Raw genomic sequence first — 16,704 nt, forward strand, 5'->3', positions numbered from 1 at the left:
CGACCGTTCGGAACGCCTCCCACCGTCCGAACCTTCTTATCGGAGTGCGCGGCCAGCGTCCTCGTGACCGACCGCGCGCTCTCGCCCGTCGTGGCGACGTTGCTGCTCGTCGTTCTCGTCCTCTCGATGGCCGTCGTCGTCGGGGCGGCGAGCGACGCCCTCGTCACCGACGCGTCCGCCCGCGCCGCGGCCGCCGGCCCCGACCCCGACCCGAACCTCGCGCCGACGGCGTTCTCGCTGTCGGCCGTCGGCGACGAACTGGTCGTGACGTACGAGCGCGGCCCGACGCTCGACGCGTCGTCGCTCCGACTCCGCGTCGCCGTCGACGGCGACCCGCTGGCGTTCCAGCCGCCGCTCCCGTTCTTCGCGGCCCGGGGGTTCCGCTCGGGTCCGACCGGCCCGTTCAACGTCGCCGCCGACGGCGCGTGGACGGCGGGCGAGACGGCGACGCTCGCGGTGGCGGAGACGAACGACCCCGAACTCAAACCGGGTCGGACCGTCACGGTTCGGCTCTTCCGGGGGTCCTCGTCGCGCCCGCTGGCGACGCTGACGGCGTCTGTGAGCGCGGCTCCGGGATAACTCGGCGAGACGGGGAAAAACGCGGGAGCGGACGGGTCGGCGAGCGCTCGCTTCGGCGTCCCGTCGGGGTTCGTCCGACGTTCAGGCTTCCAGTTCGGTCTCGGCGTCGGCGTCGGCCTCGGCGTCGGTCTCCGGCACGCGCGCGACGGTGGTGATGGCCCGCGGCGTCCCGGGGGCGGCCTGCTGGATGTGGTGTTCGACGTCCACGAAGCCGGCCTCCTCGAACATCCGCTGGGCCTCGTGCTCGTCGTAGAACAGCATGATTGCGTCGGCGAGGTGCTGGAACGGCCCCGTCTCCGGGTAGTCCGGACCGACGACGAGGACGCGGTGGCCCGGCTTGACGACCCGGCGGAACTCTTCGAGGGCGTCGACCGGATTGGGCCAGTACTCGATGGACCCGGAGGACCACAGCACGTCGAAGGCGTTCTCCTTGAACGGGAGGCGCTCGGCGTCGCCGCGGTAGAAGCGTACCCGGTCGTTCCGCCCGAACTTCGCGAACGCCTTCTGCATCTGGTGGATGCTCTGGTCGAGAGCGTGGACGTCGTCGGTGTACCGCAGGAGTCCCTCGGTGGCGAACCCGGTGCCGGACCCCACGTCGAGTACCCGGTCGCCCGGTTGGATGTCGAGGAGTTCGAGCGCCTCGTCGCGCATTTCCTCGTTCCAGATGAAGGGGTTAATCCGGTCGTACACCTTCGAGAGGTACTTGTAGAACAGGCGCGCCCGTGACTTGTTCTCGAGGACTCCCATCGTCCGGACGTTCGGACCGGGCGGTGATAACCGTGCGGATTCGCCCCGAGAGACGGTCGGGACGCCCCTGTCGCCCCGAGAGATTTCCGCAAACACCTTATACGGCCGTGGTGCAACTTTCTGACGATACGAGTATGCCGAGACCAGAGGTTCTCGAACGGATCAAAACGGCCGAATCCGAGGCTGACGATATCGTCGCCGAGGCTGAGGCGGACCGCGAAGAGCGGATCGCCGACGCGCGTCAGGAGGCCGAAGAGATCCGTCAACAAGCCGAAGAGGAGGCACGTGAGTACGAGTCCGAGCGTCTCGAAGAGGCTCGCGAGGAGATCGAGGAGGAGCGGGAAGCCGTCCTCGAAGAGGGCGAATCGGAGCGCAGACGACTCATCGAAGAGGCGGAGTCGAACGTGGAGGAGGCGGTCGAGTACACCATCGACCGGTTCGAGGAGGCGGTGAATGCTCAGACCTGAGCAGATGAGCAAAGTCTCCGTGACCGGGTCCAAGCGCGTGATGGACCCCGTCATCGAGACGGTCCACGACCTCAACCTGCTTCACGTGACCGAGTACGACAACTCGTGGGACGGGTTCGACCCGGGCGACCCCGTCGCGGGCGCCGAGACGGCGTCGGACAAACTCGTCACGGTCCGTTCCCTCGAGAGCATCCTCGACGTCGACGAGGAGGACGCGGGGCCGACCCGCATCGTCACCGACGACGCGTTGGAGGCCGAACTCGAAGAGATCCGCACGAAGGTCAACGAACTCGACGACGAGCGACAGGCGCTCCGTCAGGACCGCCGCGAGATCGAAGAGCGCATCGACGCGATGGAACCGTTCGAGGACATCGGTATCGACCTCAATCTCCTGTCGGGGTACGACTCGATACAGGTCGCCGTCGGGCGGGGCAACCGCGACGCGATAGAGCGCGCCGTCGTCGACTCCGACCACCTGGTCGAGTACGAGATATACGAGGGCGACGACGCGCTCGCGGTGTTCGCGCGACCGGCGTCCGGCGCCGACGACTCCGCGCTCACCGACGCCCTCGTCAGCGCCGACTTCGCCACGCTCGAAGTCCCGGACGCGAAGGGAAGTCCGCAGGAGTACATCCGCGAACTCGAACACGAGCACCAGCAGATCTCCTCGGAGCTTGAATCCGTCGAGGACGAACTGTCGAACATGAAGCTCGACGCGGCGGGCTTTCTCCTCGCGGCCGAAGAGAAACTCTCCATCGACGTCCAGAAGACCGAGGCGCCGCTGTCGTTCGCGACGACGGAGAACGCCTTCATCGCCGAGGGCTGGATTCCGACCGACCGATTCACAGAGTTCAAGGCCGCGCTGAAGGACGACATCGGCGAACGCGTCGAAGTCGAGGAACTCCAGCGTGCGCAGTTCTCGAAGGACGGGAGCGACCACGTGCGCGAGGACCCGGCCGCCGGCAGCGGCGGGACCGGGAAGCCGGCCGCCGCCGACGGCGGTCACGCGAGCGACTCCGCGTCGGAGTCGTCCGACAACGAGGCGCGCGCCGACGGCGGGGCCGTCGTCATGGACGACGACGAACCGCCGACGATTCAGCGGAACTCGGGGCCGGTCAAACCGTTCGAGGTCCTCGTGCAGGCGGTCAGCCGACCCAGCTACTACGAGTTCGACCCGACGGTCATCCTCTTCTTGACGTTCCCGGCGTTCTTCGGGTTCATGATCGGTGACCTCGGCTACGGGCTCATCTACACCGCAATCGGCTACTTCCTCTACGCCAACTTCGACGACCGTCCGGCGTTCAAGAGCATGGGCGGCATCACCATCGCGGCCGGCCTGTTCACGACGCTGTTCGGCATCCTCTACGGCGAAGTGTTCGGACTACACCTCATCGCGACGTACCTCTGGGAGGGCGTCGTCGGCCTCTCGCACGCCCCGATAGAGAAGGGACTGTCGCCGGCCACCTCCGAGTGGGCGCTCGGCTGGCTGGTCGTGAGCGTGCTCGTCGGCGTCATCCACCTCAACATCGCGTGGATATTCGACTTCTTCGAGAACCTCGAACTCCACGACGCCAAGCACGCGGTCTACGAGAGCGGGTCGTGGCTCCTGATGCTCAACGGCCTCTGGATCTGGATCTTCAGCGACGCCCTGCGCGGTACCGCCCCCGAGTTCCTCTATGAGACGTTCTCCGCCGACGGCGTCATTCCGCTCGGGTTCTCCAGCTTCCCGGCGATGGAGCTGTTCACCATCCCCGGCCTGGGTCCGTTCACCCTGCCGCTGCTGGTGTTCGTCATCGGGTTCGTGCTACTGTTCGTCGGCGAACCCGTCGAGGCGGTCGAGTTCCTGAACGTGCTGGTGAACGTGCTGTCGTACACGCGTCTCGCTGGGGTGCTCCTGGCGAAGGCGGGGATGGCCTTCACGGTCAATCTCCTGTTCTTCGGCGTGTACGTCGACGACCACGGCGGCTGGCACTTCGGCCTCAGCGGAATGCCCGACGCCGCCGCCGTTGCGGCGCTCGGTCCGGGCGAGACGCTGAGCTATCACGGCTACCAGGTGACCGAAATCATGTTCGGCGGCCTCGTCCACGGCGGGGCGGCGACGATTCTCGTCGGCCTGCTCGTCCTCGTCGTCGGCCACATCGCGGTCCTCGCACTCGGCGTGACCAGCGCCGGTCTGCAGGCCGTGCGTCTCGAGTACGTCGAGTTCTTCAACAAGTTCTTCGAGGGCGGCGGCCGCGACTACGAACCGTTCGGCTACGACCGCCAGTTCACCACCGAGGACTGAACCCCCTCGTCTCGGTACGCTCTTTTCGATTCCGTTCCATCCGTTTCGGCCGTCCCGCTCCCCCCTCGCGCCAGTATAAACTCCCCTCGTACACAACCCGCGCGTTGAGGGGGTTCGTCGGACCAGTAGGTTGCGTCCGTCGGGGCGGGCCATCCGGCGCATTCCACGGAGAATCACTCACTCTCGGTCCGCCCTCCGACGGACGCTATCCGACTCCCGTCGTGTGCCGGACCGCAGATAGCTTCTCGGACGCCCGGTTCCTCGGCGTCGCCGTCTGTGTCCCCCGTTCGCATCCGCCGGCATCTTTTTGCGGCCGGCGCGAATATGTCCCAGTTGGGACAACTAATTCCGTAGTGTGCGGTCTCACCGTGACCACGGGACCCAGTCACGCCCGCCGGCGTCGTCCGGCGGGACGGGCGCATACCCGACGCACGCATCCCACGAGGCTGCTACCATGCACGAGACCACGTTACTGCGGACGCGACGAGCAGGTACCGAGTCACGACGGCGCCGAATGGGTCCGACGGCGCCCGGTCCGCGCGACGACGGCGCGACACGGGAGGACGGACGATGAGCGCGTTTTTGGACTTCACCGTCCCTCGAGAGGCGTTCGTCCTCGGGCAGGTGCTGGACGTTGACCACGTCGGCTACATCGAACTCACCCAGTTCGTTCCCGTCGGCGAGTCGCTGGTCCCCTTCTTCTGGGCCGAGACGGACGACGCCGAGGCGTTCGAGGCGGCGGTCACCGATTCCCCCCGCGTCGCCGACCTCGTCGGACTCGACGGCGTGACCGGACAGACGCTGTACCGGGTGCAGTGGGAGTCGGGCGTCGACGGTCTGCTCGACGCCCTGCAGGCGCACGACATCGCGGTATTGCACGCCAGCACCCGCGACGGCGACTGGTGGTTCAAGACCGTCGCGGCGGACCGCGAGGTGTTCACGCGGTTTCAGGCCGCCTGTCACGAGAAGGGTCTGCCCATCGAGGTCCGCCGGCTCTCGAACGGTCGGACCCGCGAGCGTGCGCTGTACGGTCTCACCGAGAAACAGCGGGACGCGCTCTTGCTGGCCTACCGAGCCGGGTACTTCGAACCCGGAACGGACGTGCGGTTGGGGGACATCAGCGAACGACTCGAAATCAGCCAGCAGGCGCTCGGCGGACGACTCAAACGGGGGACGCACGCGCTCGTCCGCAACACCATCGCGTTCGGCGACGCGTGACGGCGCACACGCCGACTCGACGGCGCGAACTCGGTCGTGAGTTGCTTCAAACTTCGCCGCAACTCGGTTTCTTTTTATCTGTTGGGCTCCAACCGCGTCGGGTCGGCATTTCTGCGATTATCCGGGCGTATTGAGGCCCCTTCTCACCGTTTTACGAAGTCGGTTTGGGAAGCTTTATGAGATGCCCCCGGTGACATAGGCGTGTTCGGAGACACAATCCGGTACTAAGAGGACACAACACAAATGCTCGATAACATGCTACTTCAAGCTCAGTCCAGTGGTCCGGCTATCAGTCAAGGTGCGGCGGCGGCTCTCGCGGTCGGTCTCGCCGCCTTCGGTGCGGGATACGCGGAACGCGGTATCGGGGCGGCGGCGATGGGCGCTATCGCCGAGGACGACAGCCTCTTCGTCAACGGTCTCATCCTGACCGTCCTGCCGGAGACGCTCGTCATCCTCGCGCTAGTCGTCGTGTTCATCGGCTAAAGCACCCCCCCTCTCCCTTTCCATCATATGAGTTTGGACAACGTCGTCGAAGACATACGAGACGAAGCCCGCGCGCGTGCGGAGGAGATTCGCGAGGACGGAGAACAACGCGCTTCCGAGATCGTCGCGGAGGCCGAGTCCGACGCGCAGGACCTCCGCGAATCGCGCAGGAACGACGTCGAACGTCAGGTCAAACAGGAACGCGAGCAGGCGCTCTCCAGCGCGAAACTCGAGGCCAAGCAGAAGCGCCTCGAAGCGCGCCGGGACGTCCTCGAAGACGTCCGCGAGGAGGCCGAGTCGGAACTGGCCTCGCTCTCCGGTGACCGTCGCGAAGCGCTCACCCGCTCGCTGCTCGACGATGCGGCCGAGGAGTTCGACGCCGGCAACGACGTCGTCGTCCACGGTCGCGCCGCCGACAAGGCGCTTCTCGAAGACATCCTCGAAGACGAGACGTACGACGGGTACAGCTACGGGGACAGTTACGACTGTCTCGGCGGCGTGGTCGTCGAGAGCACGCAGTCACGCGTCCGGGTGAACAACACGTTCGACTCCGTTCTTGAGAGCGTCTGGGAGGACAACCTCAAGGAAGTGAGCGCGCGACTGTTCGACCAATGAACGCCTCCGGCGGTTCCAACCCCGAGTACGTGAACACGCGCGTCCGGTCGCGCCAGAGCCAACTGTTCAGCGACGAGGACTACCGCAAGCTGATCCGGATGGGGCCGGCCGAGATAGCCCGATTCATGGAGGAGTCGGCGTACGAGGCGGAGATAAACGCGCTCGGGTCGCGGTACTCGGGCGTCGACCTCATCGAGTTCGCGCTCAACCGGAACCTCGCGAAGCAGTTCAACGATATCCTCAAGTGGGCCGAAGGACGGCTGTACGACCTCATCGCCCGCTATCTTCGCAAGTTCGACGCGTGGAACGTGAAGACAATCATCCGCGGCATCTACTCGGACGCCGGTCGCGACTCGGTCGACGTCGACCTCATCCGCGCCGGCGAGTTCGACGACCGCTTTCTCGACCGGTTGCTCGACGCGACCACCATCGAAGAGGTCGTCGAGCGTCTCCACGGGACGATGTTCGACGTGGGTCTCGTGCAGGCCTACGAGGACTACGAGGAGACGGACGTGCTCGTTCCCCTCGAAAACGCCGTCGACCGCGCCTACTACGAGAACCTGCTCGAAGGGCTCGTGGTCGACGAGGCGACCGAGCAGTACCGCGAGTATCTCGAAGCGGAGATCGACTTCCGGAACGCCCGGAACGCGCTCCGCCTCGCGCGGAGCGGTGCGGACATCGACCCCGCCGACTACTACATCGAGGGCGGGTCGCTGTTCTCCGCCTCGGAACTCGTGACGCTGTCGCAGAACACCGACGAACTCGTCTCGAAGATACGCGACTCACAGTACGGCGACGAACTCTCCACCGCGCTCGACGAACTCGAATCGGTGAACAGCCTCATTGGCTTCGAGCGTGCACTAGAGACTGCGTTGCTCGAGTACGCTGACAGCCTCGGTAACGTCTACCCGCTGTCGGTGAGTCCGGTCATCTCGTACATCCTCTCGAAGGAGCAAGAGGTGGACAACATTCGGGCCATCGCCCGCGGCCGCGAGGCCGGGCTGTCGGAAGACGAGATAGAGGAGGAGCTGGTCATCCTATGAGTCAGGAGATAGCCGTCATCGGCAGTCCGGACTTCACGACCGGGTTCCGACTCGCGGGGGTTCGGAAGTTCGAGAACGTGCCCGACGAACAGAAGGACGAACAGCTCGACGAAGCCGTCAGCCGGACGTTGGAGGACGAGGACGTAGGCATCATCGTGATGCACAACGACGACCTCGACGACCTCTCCCGGCAGGTCCGCCAGTCCGTCGAGACCAGCATCGAACCGACGCTGGTCACCCTCGGCGGCGGCGCGGGCGCAGGCGGCCTCCGAGACCAGATCAAACGAGCCATCGGTATCGACCTGATGGAGGAGGACGAAGACTAACATGAGTCAGACACAACAGACCGTCCGTGAGGACGGCATTATCGCAAGCGTGAGTGGTCCCGTGGTGAGCGCCCGCGACCTCGACGCCCGGATGAACGACGTCGTCTACGTGGGCGACGAAGGCCTGATGGGCGAGGTCATCGAGATAGAGGGCGACATCACGACGATTCAGGTGTACGAGGAGACCTCGGGCGTCAGTCCCGGCGAACCCGTCGAGAGCACGGGCGACCCGCTGACCGTCGACCTCGGTCCGGGCCTGCTCGACACCATCTACGACGGCGTCCAGCGCCCGCTGGACGTCCTCGAAGACAAGATGGGCAGCCCGTACCTCGACCGCGGCGTCGACGCGCCCGGCATCGAACTCGACAAGGAGTGGGAGTTCGTGCCCGAGGCCGCCGAGGGCGACACGGTCGAACCCGGCGACGTGCTGGGGGTCGTCACCGAGACAGTCACCATCGACCTGAAGGTCATGGTCCCGCCGGACTACGAGGGCGGCGAAATCACCGATATCAAATCCGGCTCCTACACCGTCACCGAGCCGATTGCGACGCTCGACAACGGTGAGGAGATTACGATGCGACAGGAGTGGCCGGTCCGCGAGGCCCGACCCTCCGAGACGAAGAAGACGCCCCGGAAGCCGCTGGTGTCCGGACAGCGCATCCTCGACGGCCTGTTCCCCATCGCGAAGGGCGGGACGGCCGCGATTCCCGGTCCGTTCGGGTCGGGCAAGACCGTCACGCAGCACAGCCTCGCGAAGTTCGCCGACGCGGACATCATCGTCTACGTCGGCTGCGGCGAGCGCGGCAACGAGATGACGGAGGTCATCGACGACTTCCCCGAACTCGAAGACCCCTCGACGGGCAACCCGCTCATGGCCCGGACGTCGCTCATCGCGAACACGTCCAACATGCCGGTCGCCGCCCGCGAGTCCTGCGTGTACACGGGTATCACCATCGCGGAGTTCTACCGCGACATGGGGTACGACGTGGCGCTCATGGCCGACTCCACCTCCCGGTGGGCCGAGGCCATGCGCGAAATCTCCTCGCGGCTGGAGGAGATGCCCGGCGAGGAGGGCTACCCCGCCTACCTCTCCGCGCGCCTCTCGGAGTTCTACGAGCGCGCCGGCGCGTTCGAGAACATCAACGGCTCCGAGGGTTCCATCTCCGCCATCGGCGCGGTGTCGCCGCCCGGCGGCGACTTCTCCGAGCCGGTGACGCAGAACACCCTGCGCATCGTCAAGACGTTCTGGGCGCTGGACGCGGACCTCGCCGAGCGGCGTCACTTCCCGGCCATCAACTGGAACGAGTCGTACTCGCTCTACAAGGAGCAGCTCGACCCGTGGTTCCAGGAGAACGTCGACCCCGACTGGCCCGAGGAGCGCCAGTGGGCGGTCGACGTGCTCGACGAGGAGGGCGAACTGCAGGAAATCGTTCAACTCGTCGGTAAGGACGCGCTGCCGGAGGACCAGCAGCTCACCCTCGAAGTGGCGAGATACCTCAAGGAGGCGTACCTCCAGCAGAACGCGTTCAACCCGAACGACATGTACTGTTCGCCGGAGAAGACGTTCACCATGCTCACCACCATCCATTACTTCAACGACGAGGCGTTCCGGGCGCTCGAAGCCGGCGTCCCCGTCGAGGAAATCATCGACATCGACGCCGCGCCGCGGCTGAACCGGATGGCAGTCCAAGAGGACTGGAAGGAGTACATGGCCGACCTGCGAGACGACATCGAAACGCAACTGCGGGAGCTGTACTAAGATGAAAGAGTATCAAACGATATCCGAGATCAGCGGTCCGCTGGTGTTCGCCGAGGTCGACGAGCCGATCGGATACGACGAAATCGTCGAGATCGAGACGCCGGAGGGCGAGACCAAGCGCGGTCAGGTGCTCGAATCCTCCGAGGGCGTCGTCGCCATCCAAGTGTTCGAAGGCACCACCGGCATCGACAAGAACGCGTCTGTCCGGTTCCTGGGCGAGACGCTGAAGATGCCCGTCACCGAGGACCTCCTCGGACGGGTCCTCGACGGTTCCGGACAACCCATCGACGGCGGTCCGGAGATCGTTCCCGACGAGCGACACGACATCGTCGGCGCGGCCATCAACCCCTACTCCCGCGAGTACCCCGAGGAGTTCATCCAGACCGGCGTCTCCGCCGTCGACGGGATGAACACCCTCGTCCGCGGGCAGAAGCTCCCCATCTTCTCGGGGTCGGGGCTGCCGCACAACGACCTCGCGCTCCAGATCGCCCGTCAGGCGACCGTCCCCGAAGAGGCGGCCGAAGAGGGCGAGGACGCCTCGGAGTTCGCCGTCATCTTCGGCGCGATGGGCATCACGGCCGAGGAGGCCAACGAGTTCATGGACGACTTCGAGCGCACCGGCGCGCTGGAACGCTCGGTCGTCTTCATGAACCTCGCGGACGACCCCGCCGTCGAGCGGACGGTCACGCCGCGGATGGCGCTGACGACCGCCGAGTACCTCGCGTTCGAGAAGGGCTACCACGTGCTGGTCATCCTCACGGACATGACCAACTACTGCGAGGCGCTGCGCGAAATCGGCGCCGCCCGCGAGGAGGTCCCGGGCCGCCGTGGCTACCCCGGATACATGTACACCGACCTGGCGCAACTGTACGAACGCGCCGGTCGTATCAAGGGCCGCGAGGGGTCGGTCACGCAGATTCCCATCCTCACGATGCCGGGGGACGACGACACCCACCCCATCCCGGACCTGACCGGCTACATCACCGAGGGACAGATCATGATGGACCGCGACCTCAACAGTCAGGGCGTCCAGCCCCCGGTCAACGTGCTGCCGTCGCTCTCCCGACTCATGGACGACGGTATCGGCGAGGGCCTGACCCGCGCCGACCACGCCGACGTCTCCGACCAGATGTACGCGGCGTACGCGGAGGGTGAGGACCTGCGCGACCTCGTGAACATCGTCGGCCGCGAGGCGCTCTCGGAACGCGACAACAAGTACCTCGACTTCGCCGACCGCTTCGAGGACGAGTTCGTCGACCAGGGTTACGACACCAACCGCTCCATCGATGAGACCGTCGAAATCGGCTGGGACCTCCTCTCGGAGTTCCCGAAACAGGAACTCAACCGCATCGACGAGGAGTTCATCGAGGAGCACTACCGAGAAGACGGGGCGGACGAAGAGACCGAAGAAGAAGTCACCGCCGACTGAGACGAACTCCGTCGTGCGGTTTTTTCCGTTGTTTCCGCCGTCCGACCACGAGCGCCGTCTCCGCGCACAACCGATAACCGTTCTGCGGCCCTGCAGAGGGTATGCCGGACGAACGTCGCCCGCGACTTCTCGTCGCCGTACACGACGACGACCTGTTCGACCGAGTCGAGCGATGCCTCCGGTCGACCTTCGACGGCGACTGCGGCATCGTCCGACGGCACGGGGACGTCGAGGCGGTCGACTTCGACTCGTTCGACTGCGTGGTCGTCGCCGACGACCTGCCCGACACCGACCCCGAGGCCGTCACCGCCGCCGCCGGCGACGTTCCGGTCGTCGCACTTCTCAGCCCCGAGGGCGACCACTCGGCCGAGTCCGTCCTCGCGGCGGGCGCCGCAGACGTCGTCCCCGTCACCGACACGAACCTGTTCGACCGCCTCGGCCGTCGGACCGCGAGCGTCCTCGCGTGGCGAAGCGACTACGCCACGGCGGAGCGACGAGTGACCGAGGACCTCAAGGAACGGGCGATGGACGAGGCGCCCGTCGGTATCACCATCGCGGACGCTTCGCTCCCCGACGACCCTCTCGTCTACGTCAACGACGCGTTCGAGTCGCTGACCGGGTACGACGAGTCGGAGGCGCTGGGACGCAACTGTCGGTACCTGCAGGGTCCCGGAACGGACCCCGAACCGGTCGCCGAACTCCGCCGCGCGGTCCGCGCCGAGGGGAGCGCGTCGGTCGAACTGCTGAACTACCGGCGCGACGGCGAGACGTTCTGGAACCGCGTCGACATCGCGCCCATTCACGGCCCCGAGGGTGACCTGAGCCACTACGTGGGGTTTCAGACCGACGTTACCGACCGGGTCCGGGCCGAACGGGCGGCCGAACACTACGCTTCGGTCGCCGACAGGGAACGCACGCGTCTCCGGGGACTCGTCGACCAGGTCGAAAACCTCCTCGTCGACGTGACGGAGGTTCTCGTGCGCGCGGAAACGCGCGCGGAACTCGAACGCGAGGTGTGCGAACGGGTCGCGGACTCGCCCTCGTACGCCTGCGCGTGGGTCGGGGACTGCGACCTCTCGCCGGACGCCATAGTGCCGAAAGAGTGGGCGGGAGAGGCCACCACCGCGGTCGTCGGACTCCGGATCGACCGGCGGGCGGTCGACGACCCCGTCGCCCGCGCGGTTGCGACCCGGTCCGTCCAGACGATGTCGGACCCCGACGGCCGGTTTCACCCCGGCGTCGTCCTTCCGTTCGGGAGCGTCGTCGCCGTACCCTTGGTGCATTCCGAGACGCTGTACGGCGTGCTCACGGTGTACCGCGAGGGCGACGCTCCCGGCGAACCCGAACGGGTGGCGTTGGAAGCACTCGGAAGCGCCGTCGCCGCCGCCATCGACGCGTTCGAGAGTCGCCGGACGCTCGTCACCGACAGTCGCCTCGAACTCCGGATTCGAATCTCGGACGCGAACACCCCGCTGGCTCGTCTCGCACTGGCGAACGAGTGTTCGCTGCGGTACCGGGGCTCCGTCGCCCGCGACGACGGGACGGTGCTGCTCTTCGTCTCGTCGACGCCGGCCGACGCCGAACTCGTCGCCGTCGACGTTCCCGGCGTTCAGCGGGTTGTTCGCCTCAAACGCGGCGGCGGCGACACCCTCGACGAGATTCACCTCGGCTCGGGGTCGCTGCTGTCGCTGGCCGCCGAACGCGGCGCCCGCCTGACCGACCTCTCGGTCACCGAGGACGGAACGGTCGAACTCCTCGTGACCGTCACCGACCGGTCGGCGGGGCGGACGCTCCTCGACGAACTGTCGGCCGTCGCCACCGGCGTCAGACTGGACGCGATTCGGGAACGCGCGGGGCCGGCGTCGACGCCGCGGGAGTTCGTCTCGACCGTCGAGAACGAACTGACGGACCGACAGCGGACGGCCCTCCAACTGGCTCACCTCGGCGGGTTCTTCGAGTGGCCGCACGGCGTCTCGGGCGACGAACTTGCGGCGGCAATGGACATCTCCCGGTCGACGTTCCACCAGCACCTCCGAGCGGCCGAGCGGAAACTCGTCGCCGCATTTTACCGGGAAATGCCCAACTAGTTGGGTACACCCGACTTGTCCGCAGACGCCCCAGTAACGGATGTAGTATGGCAACACCAGGCAGCGAAGCGATATGGCTGTGGATAGGCACGGCGGGGATGTTCGCGGGGACGATGTACTTCGTCGCCCGCGGGTGGGGCGTCACCGACCCGAAACAACAGTTGTTCTACGTCCTGAGCATCTTCGTGACCACCATCGCGTCCGTCTCGTACCTGATGATGGCCACGGGGTTCGGCCTGACGCAGGTCGAGGTGGGCGGCGTGATGTTGGATATCTACTGGGCGCGGTACGCCGACTGGATATTCACGACGCCGTTGCTGTTGCTCGACCTCGCGCTGTTGGCGGGGGCGAACCGTAACACGATGTACACGCTCGTGGGCCTCGACGTGCTCATGATCGCGACCGGAGCCATCGCGGCGTTCGCCGCGTCGGCACCCGTCCGCATCGCGTGGTGGGGGGTCAGCACCGTTCTGCTGCTGTTCCTCCTGTACTTCCTCGTTCAGGCGCTGAACGAGGCGGCCGACCGGCAGACCGAGTCGGTCCGCAGTCTGACCACCAGGTTGCGCAACATGCTCATCGTGCTGTGGTTGGCCTACCCGGTCGTCTGGATACTGGGGACCGAGGGGACCATCGGCCTCCTCCCCCTGTACTACGAGACGGCCGCGTTCATGGTGCTGGACCTCGTGGCGAAGGTCGGGTTCGGCTTCATCCTCCTGCGAAGCCACAGCGTGCTCGACCAAGTCGGACAGCGGAATCCCGCCGCGACCCCTGCGGACGACTGAGTCGTCCGCACGGGCGGGCTTTCGGGACTGAGAGACGACCGCAAGCGACTGTAACTCCGACCACCCGATGACAACACTTCACCGCGCCCACCGCCGGAGGCACCCGTGACGGCGAGACTCACGTACCTCGGCTTCCACGCCGTGTTCGTTCTCCCACCGCTCGCGGTCCTCGGACTCGTCGTCTACCGCCGCCGCGACCGAATCGCCGCCCGCGACTGGCGGGTCCGAGCGGTCGGCGCGGCCGTCCTCGCCGCCATCGCCCTCGTCTACACGACGCCGTGGGACAACTACCTCATCGCCCGCGGCGTCTGGTGGTACGGCGAGGGGACCGTCGCGGCGACGCTGTGGCGCGCGCCCGTCGAGGAGTACCTGTTCTTCGTCCTCCAACCCGTCGTCGTCGCCCTCTGGCTGTACGCCCTCCCGGCACCCGCTGGTTCCGTGGCGACGGACGGGAGAGCGGCGACGAACGGAGAAACCGTGACGGACGGGGGAGCGACGACTGCGGACGAGTCGGCGCGGGGCGGGACGCCGGCGACGACCCGGAGGTCGGCGACGACGGTCGGCGTGACGGTCCGCGACCGACTCCTCGGCGTCGCCGCCGGTCTCGCCGTCGGCGTCGTCGGCGTCGCCTGCCTCCTCGCCGGCGACGGGACGTACTACCTCGGCGCCATCCTCGCGTGGGCGGCCCCCGTGTTCGCCCTCCAGTGGGGGTTCGGGTGGCCGTATCTGTGGCGGGTCCGGCGGACGCTCGCGGCGGCCGTCGGAGTCCCGACGCTGTACTTCTGGGTCGCCGACGCGGCGGCGCTCGGACTCGGCGTTTGGCACATCTCGCCGGCGCACACCGTCGGTCTCGCCGTCGCCGGCCTTCCCCTCGAAGAGGCGACGTTCTTCCTCGTGACGAACCTGTTCGTCGTGCAGGGGCTGCTCCTGTTCCTGTGGGTGGTGGCGCGGTGGCGGTGACGACGTCCATCGCCGGCCCGGTCCGCCGGCGTCTCGCCCGTACCGTGTTTCCCCTCCCGTGGGCCGCCCTCGCCGCCGCAATCGTCGCGTCGCTGCTCGGCTTCGCCCTCGACGGCCCGGCGCGGTACGCGCCGCTGCTGCTCTCGGTCGTCGTGCTCGGACTGCCGCACGGGGCGCTCGACCACCTGACGCTCCCGCGCGCCCGCGGCGCGCGCCCGACCTCCCGCTCGCTCGCCGCGGTCGGCGCGCTGTATCTCGTCCTCGGCGGCCTCTACGCCGCGGGGTGGTTCCTCGCTCCCGCGGCCGCCTTCGTCGCCTTTCTCGCGCTCACGTGGGTCCACTGGGGGCAGGGCGACGTCTACTCGCTCGTCGCCCTCTCCCGGGAGACGCACCTGCGAACGCGCGGGCAGCGTCTCCTCGCGGCCGCCGTCCGCGGCGGGATTCCGATGGTGGTCCCCCTCGTCGGCTTCCCCGAAACGTACCGGGCCGTCGCGGCGACGACGGCGGGACTGTTCGTCTCGGGGGCGTCGTTCGCGTGGCTTCTCGCCCCGTCGGTTCGCCTCGTCGCCGGGGGAGCGGTAGCGCTTCTGACCGTCGCCTCGCTGTTGCTCGGCCGCGCGCGCGCCGACGACTCCGCGTCGCGCGACGCGTGGCGACTCGACGCCGGCGAGTCGCTCCTGCTGTGGGCGTTCTTCCTCGCGGTTCCGCCGCTCGTCGCCATCGGACTCTACTTCGCGCTGTGGCACTCGCTGCGACATCTGGCGCGACTCGCGGCCCTCGACCCGTCGCTCTCGCCCGCCCTCCGCCGCGGACGCCCGCTCTCCGTGGTCGTCGGCCTCGGTCGCGACGCCCTCCCGCTGACTCTCGGGGCGGTGATACTTCTGGCCGGCCTCGCGGCGGCCGTGCCGGCGGGCGTCGGGAGCGTCGACGCCGTCGCGTCCGTCTCCCTCGTCCTTCTCGCCGTGCTCACCCTCCCGCACGTCGTCGTCGTCTCCTGTCTGGACCGGGTGCAGGGGCTCTGGTGAGGCCGATTCGCGGCGGACGCGACGCGTCGCTCGCGAGGACTGAAAAGGATTAACCCCCTCCGTCCACAACGTTCCCGCAAGATGGCCGAAGACGTCAAACCGACTCGCAAGAACCTGATGGCGATCGAGGACCGCATCGAACTCTCCGAGCGGGGCCACGACACGCTCGAACAGAAGCGAGACGGTCTCATCATGGAGTTCATGGACATCCTGGACCAGGCGCAGGACGTCCGTTCGGAACTCAACGGCAACTACGAGACGGCCCAATCGAAGATCAACATGGCCCGCGCGATGGAGGGCGACGTGGCCGTCCGCGGCGCCGCCGCGGCGCTGAAAGAGCACCCCGAGATCACGACGCAGTCGAAGAACATCATGGGCGTCGTCGTCCCGCAGATAGAATCTTCGCGTGTGAAGAAGTCGCTCGACCAGCGCGGGTACGGCCTGCTCGGTTCCTCGGCCCGCATCGACGAGGCGGCCGACGCCTACGAGGACCTCCTCGAATCCATCATCCTCGCCGCCGAGGTGGAGACGGCGATGAAGAAGATGCTCAAGGAGATAGAGACGACGAAGCGCCGCGTCAACGCCCTGGAGTTCAAACTCCTGCCCGACCTCTACGAGAACAAGGAGTACATCGAGCAGAAACTCGAAGAGCAGGAGCGCGAGGAGATATTCCGCCTGAAGAAGATCAAGGCGAAGAAGGAAGAAGAGGAGAAGGCCGAACGCGAGGAAGCCGAACAGAACGAGACGTCCGTCGCCGAGAGCGTCCCCGCGGACGACTGACGGCGAACGCACGGTTCGACTGGCCCATCCGCGACGCGCGATTCGGTTCCGCCTCGCGCGGCCGTCGGTACGTCTTCGGCCGGCGTCCGACGCGACTTCCGTCTTCGGTTCTCTCACCTC

At 66.9% G+C, this 16,704-nt stretch carries 16 protein-coding genes; 15 read left to right on the forward strand and 1 reads right to left on the reverse strand.

The genetic code is table 11. From position 1 onward, the window contains the following. The first annotated feature begins 63 nt into the window (after positions 1-63). Positions 64-579 (forward strand): archaellin/type IV pilin N-terminal domain-containing protein, encoded by a 516-nt coding sequence (locus NDI76_RS02300; RefSeq protein WP_310922390.1) that lies wholly within the window; start codon positions 64-66, stop codon positions 577-579. Positions 580-660: 81 nt separating this feature from the next. On the opposite strand, the gene NDI76_RS02305 is transcribed toward NDI76_RS02300, so the two are convergent. After that, positions 661-1,326 (reverse strand): methyltransferase domain-containing protein, encoded by a 666-nt coding sequence (locus tag NDI76_RS02305; protein ID WP_310922391.1) that lies wholly within the window; start codon positions 1,324-1,326, stop codon positions 661-663. Positions 1,327-1,460: 134 nt separating this feature from the next. On the opposite strand from NDI76_RS02305, the gene ahaH reads away from it, so the two are divergent. The 14 genes from ahaH (at position 1,461) to NDI76_RS02375 (ending at position 16,584) form a co-directional block, all read left to right on the forward strand. Next, positions 1,461-1,793: an ATP synthase archaeal subunit H gene (gene ahaH / locus NDI76_RS02310; protein ID WP_310922392.1), complete on the forward strand. Its 333-nt coding sequence runs from the start codon at positions 1,461-1,463 to the stop codon at positions 1,791-1,793. After that, positions 1,780-4,077 carry a V-type ATP synthase subunit I gene (locus tag NDI76_RS02315; RefSeq protein WP_310922393.1) on the forward strand — a complete coding sequence of 766 codons (2,298 nt, stop codon included), beginning with the start codon at positions 1,780-1,782 and terminating at the stop codon, positions 4,075-4,077. Before ahaH ends, NDI76_RS02315 begins: the two co-directional genes overlap by 14 nt. 570 nt (positions 4,078-4,647) lie before the next feature. Continuing rightward, the gene (locus NDI76_RS02320; RefSeq protein ID WP_310922394.1) at positions 4,648-5,295 is read left to right on the forward strand and encodes a helix-turn-helix domain-containing protein; all 648 of its coding nucleotides are present in this window, start codon (positions 4,648-4,650) and stop codon (positions 5,293-5,295) included. Between the two features lie 243 nt (positions 5,296-5,538). Further along, positions 5,539-5,778: a hypothetical protein gene (locus NDI76_RS02325; RefSeq protein WP_310922395.1), complete on the forward strand. Its 240-nt coding sequence runs from the start codon at positions 5,539-5,541 to the stop codon at positions 5,776-5,778. 27 nt (positions 5,779-5,805) lie between these two features. Further along, entirely contained in the window at positions 5,806-6,393 is a 588-nt protein-coding gene (locus NDI76_RS02330) for a V-type ATP synthase subunit E (RefSeq protein WP_310922396.1), read from the forward strand. Next, positions 6,390-7,436: a V-type ATP synthase subunit C gene (locus tag NDI76_RS02335; RefSeq protein WP_310922397.1), complete on the forward strand. Its 1,047-nt coding sequence runs from the start codon at positions 6,390-6,392 to the stop codon at positions 7,434-7,436. The genes NDI76_RS02330 and NDI76_RS02335 overlap by 4 nt, the downstream gene beginning before the upstream one ends. Beyond that, positions 7,433-7,762, forward strand: coding sequence for a V-type ATP synthase subunit F (locus tag NDI76_RS02340; protein WP_310922398.1), 330 nt, complete (start codon positions 7,433-7,435; stop codon positions 7,760-7,762). The genes NDI76_RS02335 and NDI76_RS02340 overlap by 4 nt, the downstream gene beginning before the upstream one ends. A gap of 1 nt (position 7,763) precedes the next feature. Next, positions 7,764-9,521 carry a V-type ATP synthase subunit A gene (locus tag NDI76_RS02345; RefSeq protein ID WP_310922399.1) on the forward strand — a complete coding sequence of 586 codons (1,758 nt, stop codon included), beginning with the start codon at positions 7,764-7,766 and terminating at the stop codon, positions 9,519-9,521. Between the two features lies 1 nt (position 9,522). Then, positions 9,523-10,950 carry an ATP synthase subunit B gene (locus NDI76_RS02350; RefSeq protein WP_310922400.1) on the forward strand — a complete coding sequence of 476 codons (1,428 nt, stop codon included), beginning with the start codon at positions 9,523-9,525 and terminating at the stop codon, positions 10,948-10,950. A gap of 101 nt (positions 10,951-11,051) precedes the next feature. Next, positions 11,052-13,037 (forward strand): bacterio-opsin activator domain-containing protein, encoded by a 1,986-nt coding sequence (locus tag NDI76_RS02355; RefSeq protein ID WP_310922402.1) that lies wholly within the window; start codon positions 11,052-11,054, stop codon positions 13,035-13,037. A gap of 47 nt (positions 13,038-13,084) precedes the next feature. Continuing rightward, positions 13,085-13,819 carry a bacteriorhodopsin gene (locus NDI76_RS02360; RefSeq protein ID WP_310922403.1) on the forward strand — a complete coding sequence of 245 codons (735 nt, stop codon included), beginning with the start codon at positions 13,085-13,087 and terminating at the stop codon, positions 13,817-13,819. A gap of 105 nt (positions 13,820-13,924) precedes the next feature. Continuing rightward, positions 13,925-14,779 carry a lycopene cyclase domain-containing protein gene (locus NDI76_RS02365; protein ID WP_310922404.1) on the forward strand — a complete coding sequence of 285 codons (855 nt, stop codon included), beginning with the start codon at positions 13,925-13,927 and terminating at the stop codon, positions 14,777-14,779. After that, entirely contained in the window at positions 14,755-15,804 is a 1,050-nt protein-coding gene (locus NDI76_RS02370) for a Brp/Blh family beta-carotene 15,15'-dioxygenase (protein ID WP_310922405.1), read from the forward strand. Before NDI76_RS02365 ends, NDI76_RS02370 begins: the two co-directional genes overlap by 25 nt. 81 nt (positions 15,805-15,885) lie before the next feature. After that, complete coding sequence (locus NDI76_RS02375; RefSeq protein WP_008386931.1) at positions 15,886-16,584, forward strand: V-type ATP synthase subunit D; 699 nt, start codon at positions 15,886-15,888, stop codon at positions 16,582-16,584. The last annotated feature ends 120 nt before the right edge of the window (positions 16,585-16,704 follow it).

This window comes from Halogeometricum sp. S1BR25-6 (assembly GCF_031624495.1).
Taxonomy (GTDB): domain Archaea; phylum Halobacteriota; class Halobacteria; order Halobacteriales; family Haloferacaceae; genus Halogeometricum; species Halogeometricum salsisoli.

Coding starts and splice junctions, on each gene's coding strand:
- NDI76_RS02330 (WP_310922396.1), top strand. CDS start 5,806: ATGAGTTTGGACAACGTCGTCGAAGACATACGAGACGAAGCCCGCGCG.
- NDI76_RS02355 (WP_310922402.1), top strand. CDS start 11,052: ATGCCGGACGAACGTCGCCCGCGACTTCTCGTCGCCGTACACGACGAC.
- NDI76_RS02360 (WP_310922403.1), top strand. CDS start 13,085: ATGGCAACACCAGGCAGCGAAGCGATATGGCTGTGGATAGGCACGGCG.
- NDI76_RS02345 (WP_310922399.1), top strand. CDS start 7,764: ATGAGTCAGACACAACAGACCGTCCGTGAGGACGGCATTATCGCAAGC.
- NDI76_RS02335 (WP_310922397.1), top strand. CDS start 6,390: ATGAACGCCTCCGGCGGTTCCAACCCCGAGTACGTGAACACGCGCGTC.
- ahaH (WP_310922392.1), top strand. CDS start 1,461: ATGCCGAGACCAGAGGTTCTCGAACGGATCAAAACGGCCGAATCCGAG.
- NDI76_RS02350 (WP_310922400.1), top strand. CDS start 9,523: ATGAAAGAGTATCAAACGATATCCGAGATCAGCGGTCCGCTGGTGTTC.
- NDI76_RS02315 (WP_310922393.1), top strand. CDS start 1,780: ATGCTCAGACCTGAGCAGATGAGCAAAGTCTCCGTGACCGGGTCCAAG.
- NDI76_RS02340 (WP_310922398.1), top strand. CDS start 7,433: ATGAGTCAGGAGATAGCCGTCATCGGCAGTCCGGACTTCACGACCGGG.
- NDI76_RS02320 (WP_310922394.1), top strand. CDS start 4,648: ATGAGCGCGTTTTTGGACTTCACCGTCCCTCGAGAGGCGTTCGTCCTC.
- NDI76_RS02305 (WP_310922391.1), bottom strand. CDS start 1,326: ATGGGAGTCCTCGAGAACAAGTCACGGGCGCGCCTGTTCTACAAGTAC.
- NDI76_RS02375 (WP_008386931.1), top strand. CDS start 15,886: ATGGCCGAAGACGTCAAACCGACTCGCAAGAACCTGATGGCGATCGAG.
- NDI76_RS02325 (WP_310922395.1), top strand. CDS start 5,539: ATGCTCGATAACATGCTACTTCAAGCTCAGTCCAGTGGTCCGGCTATC.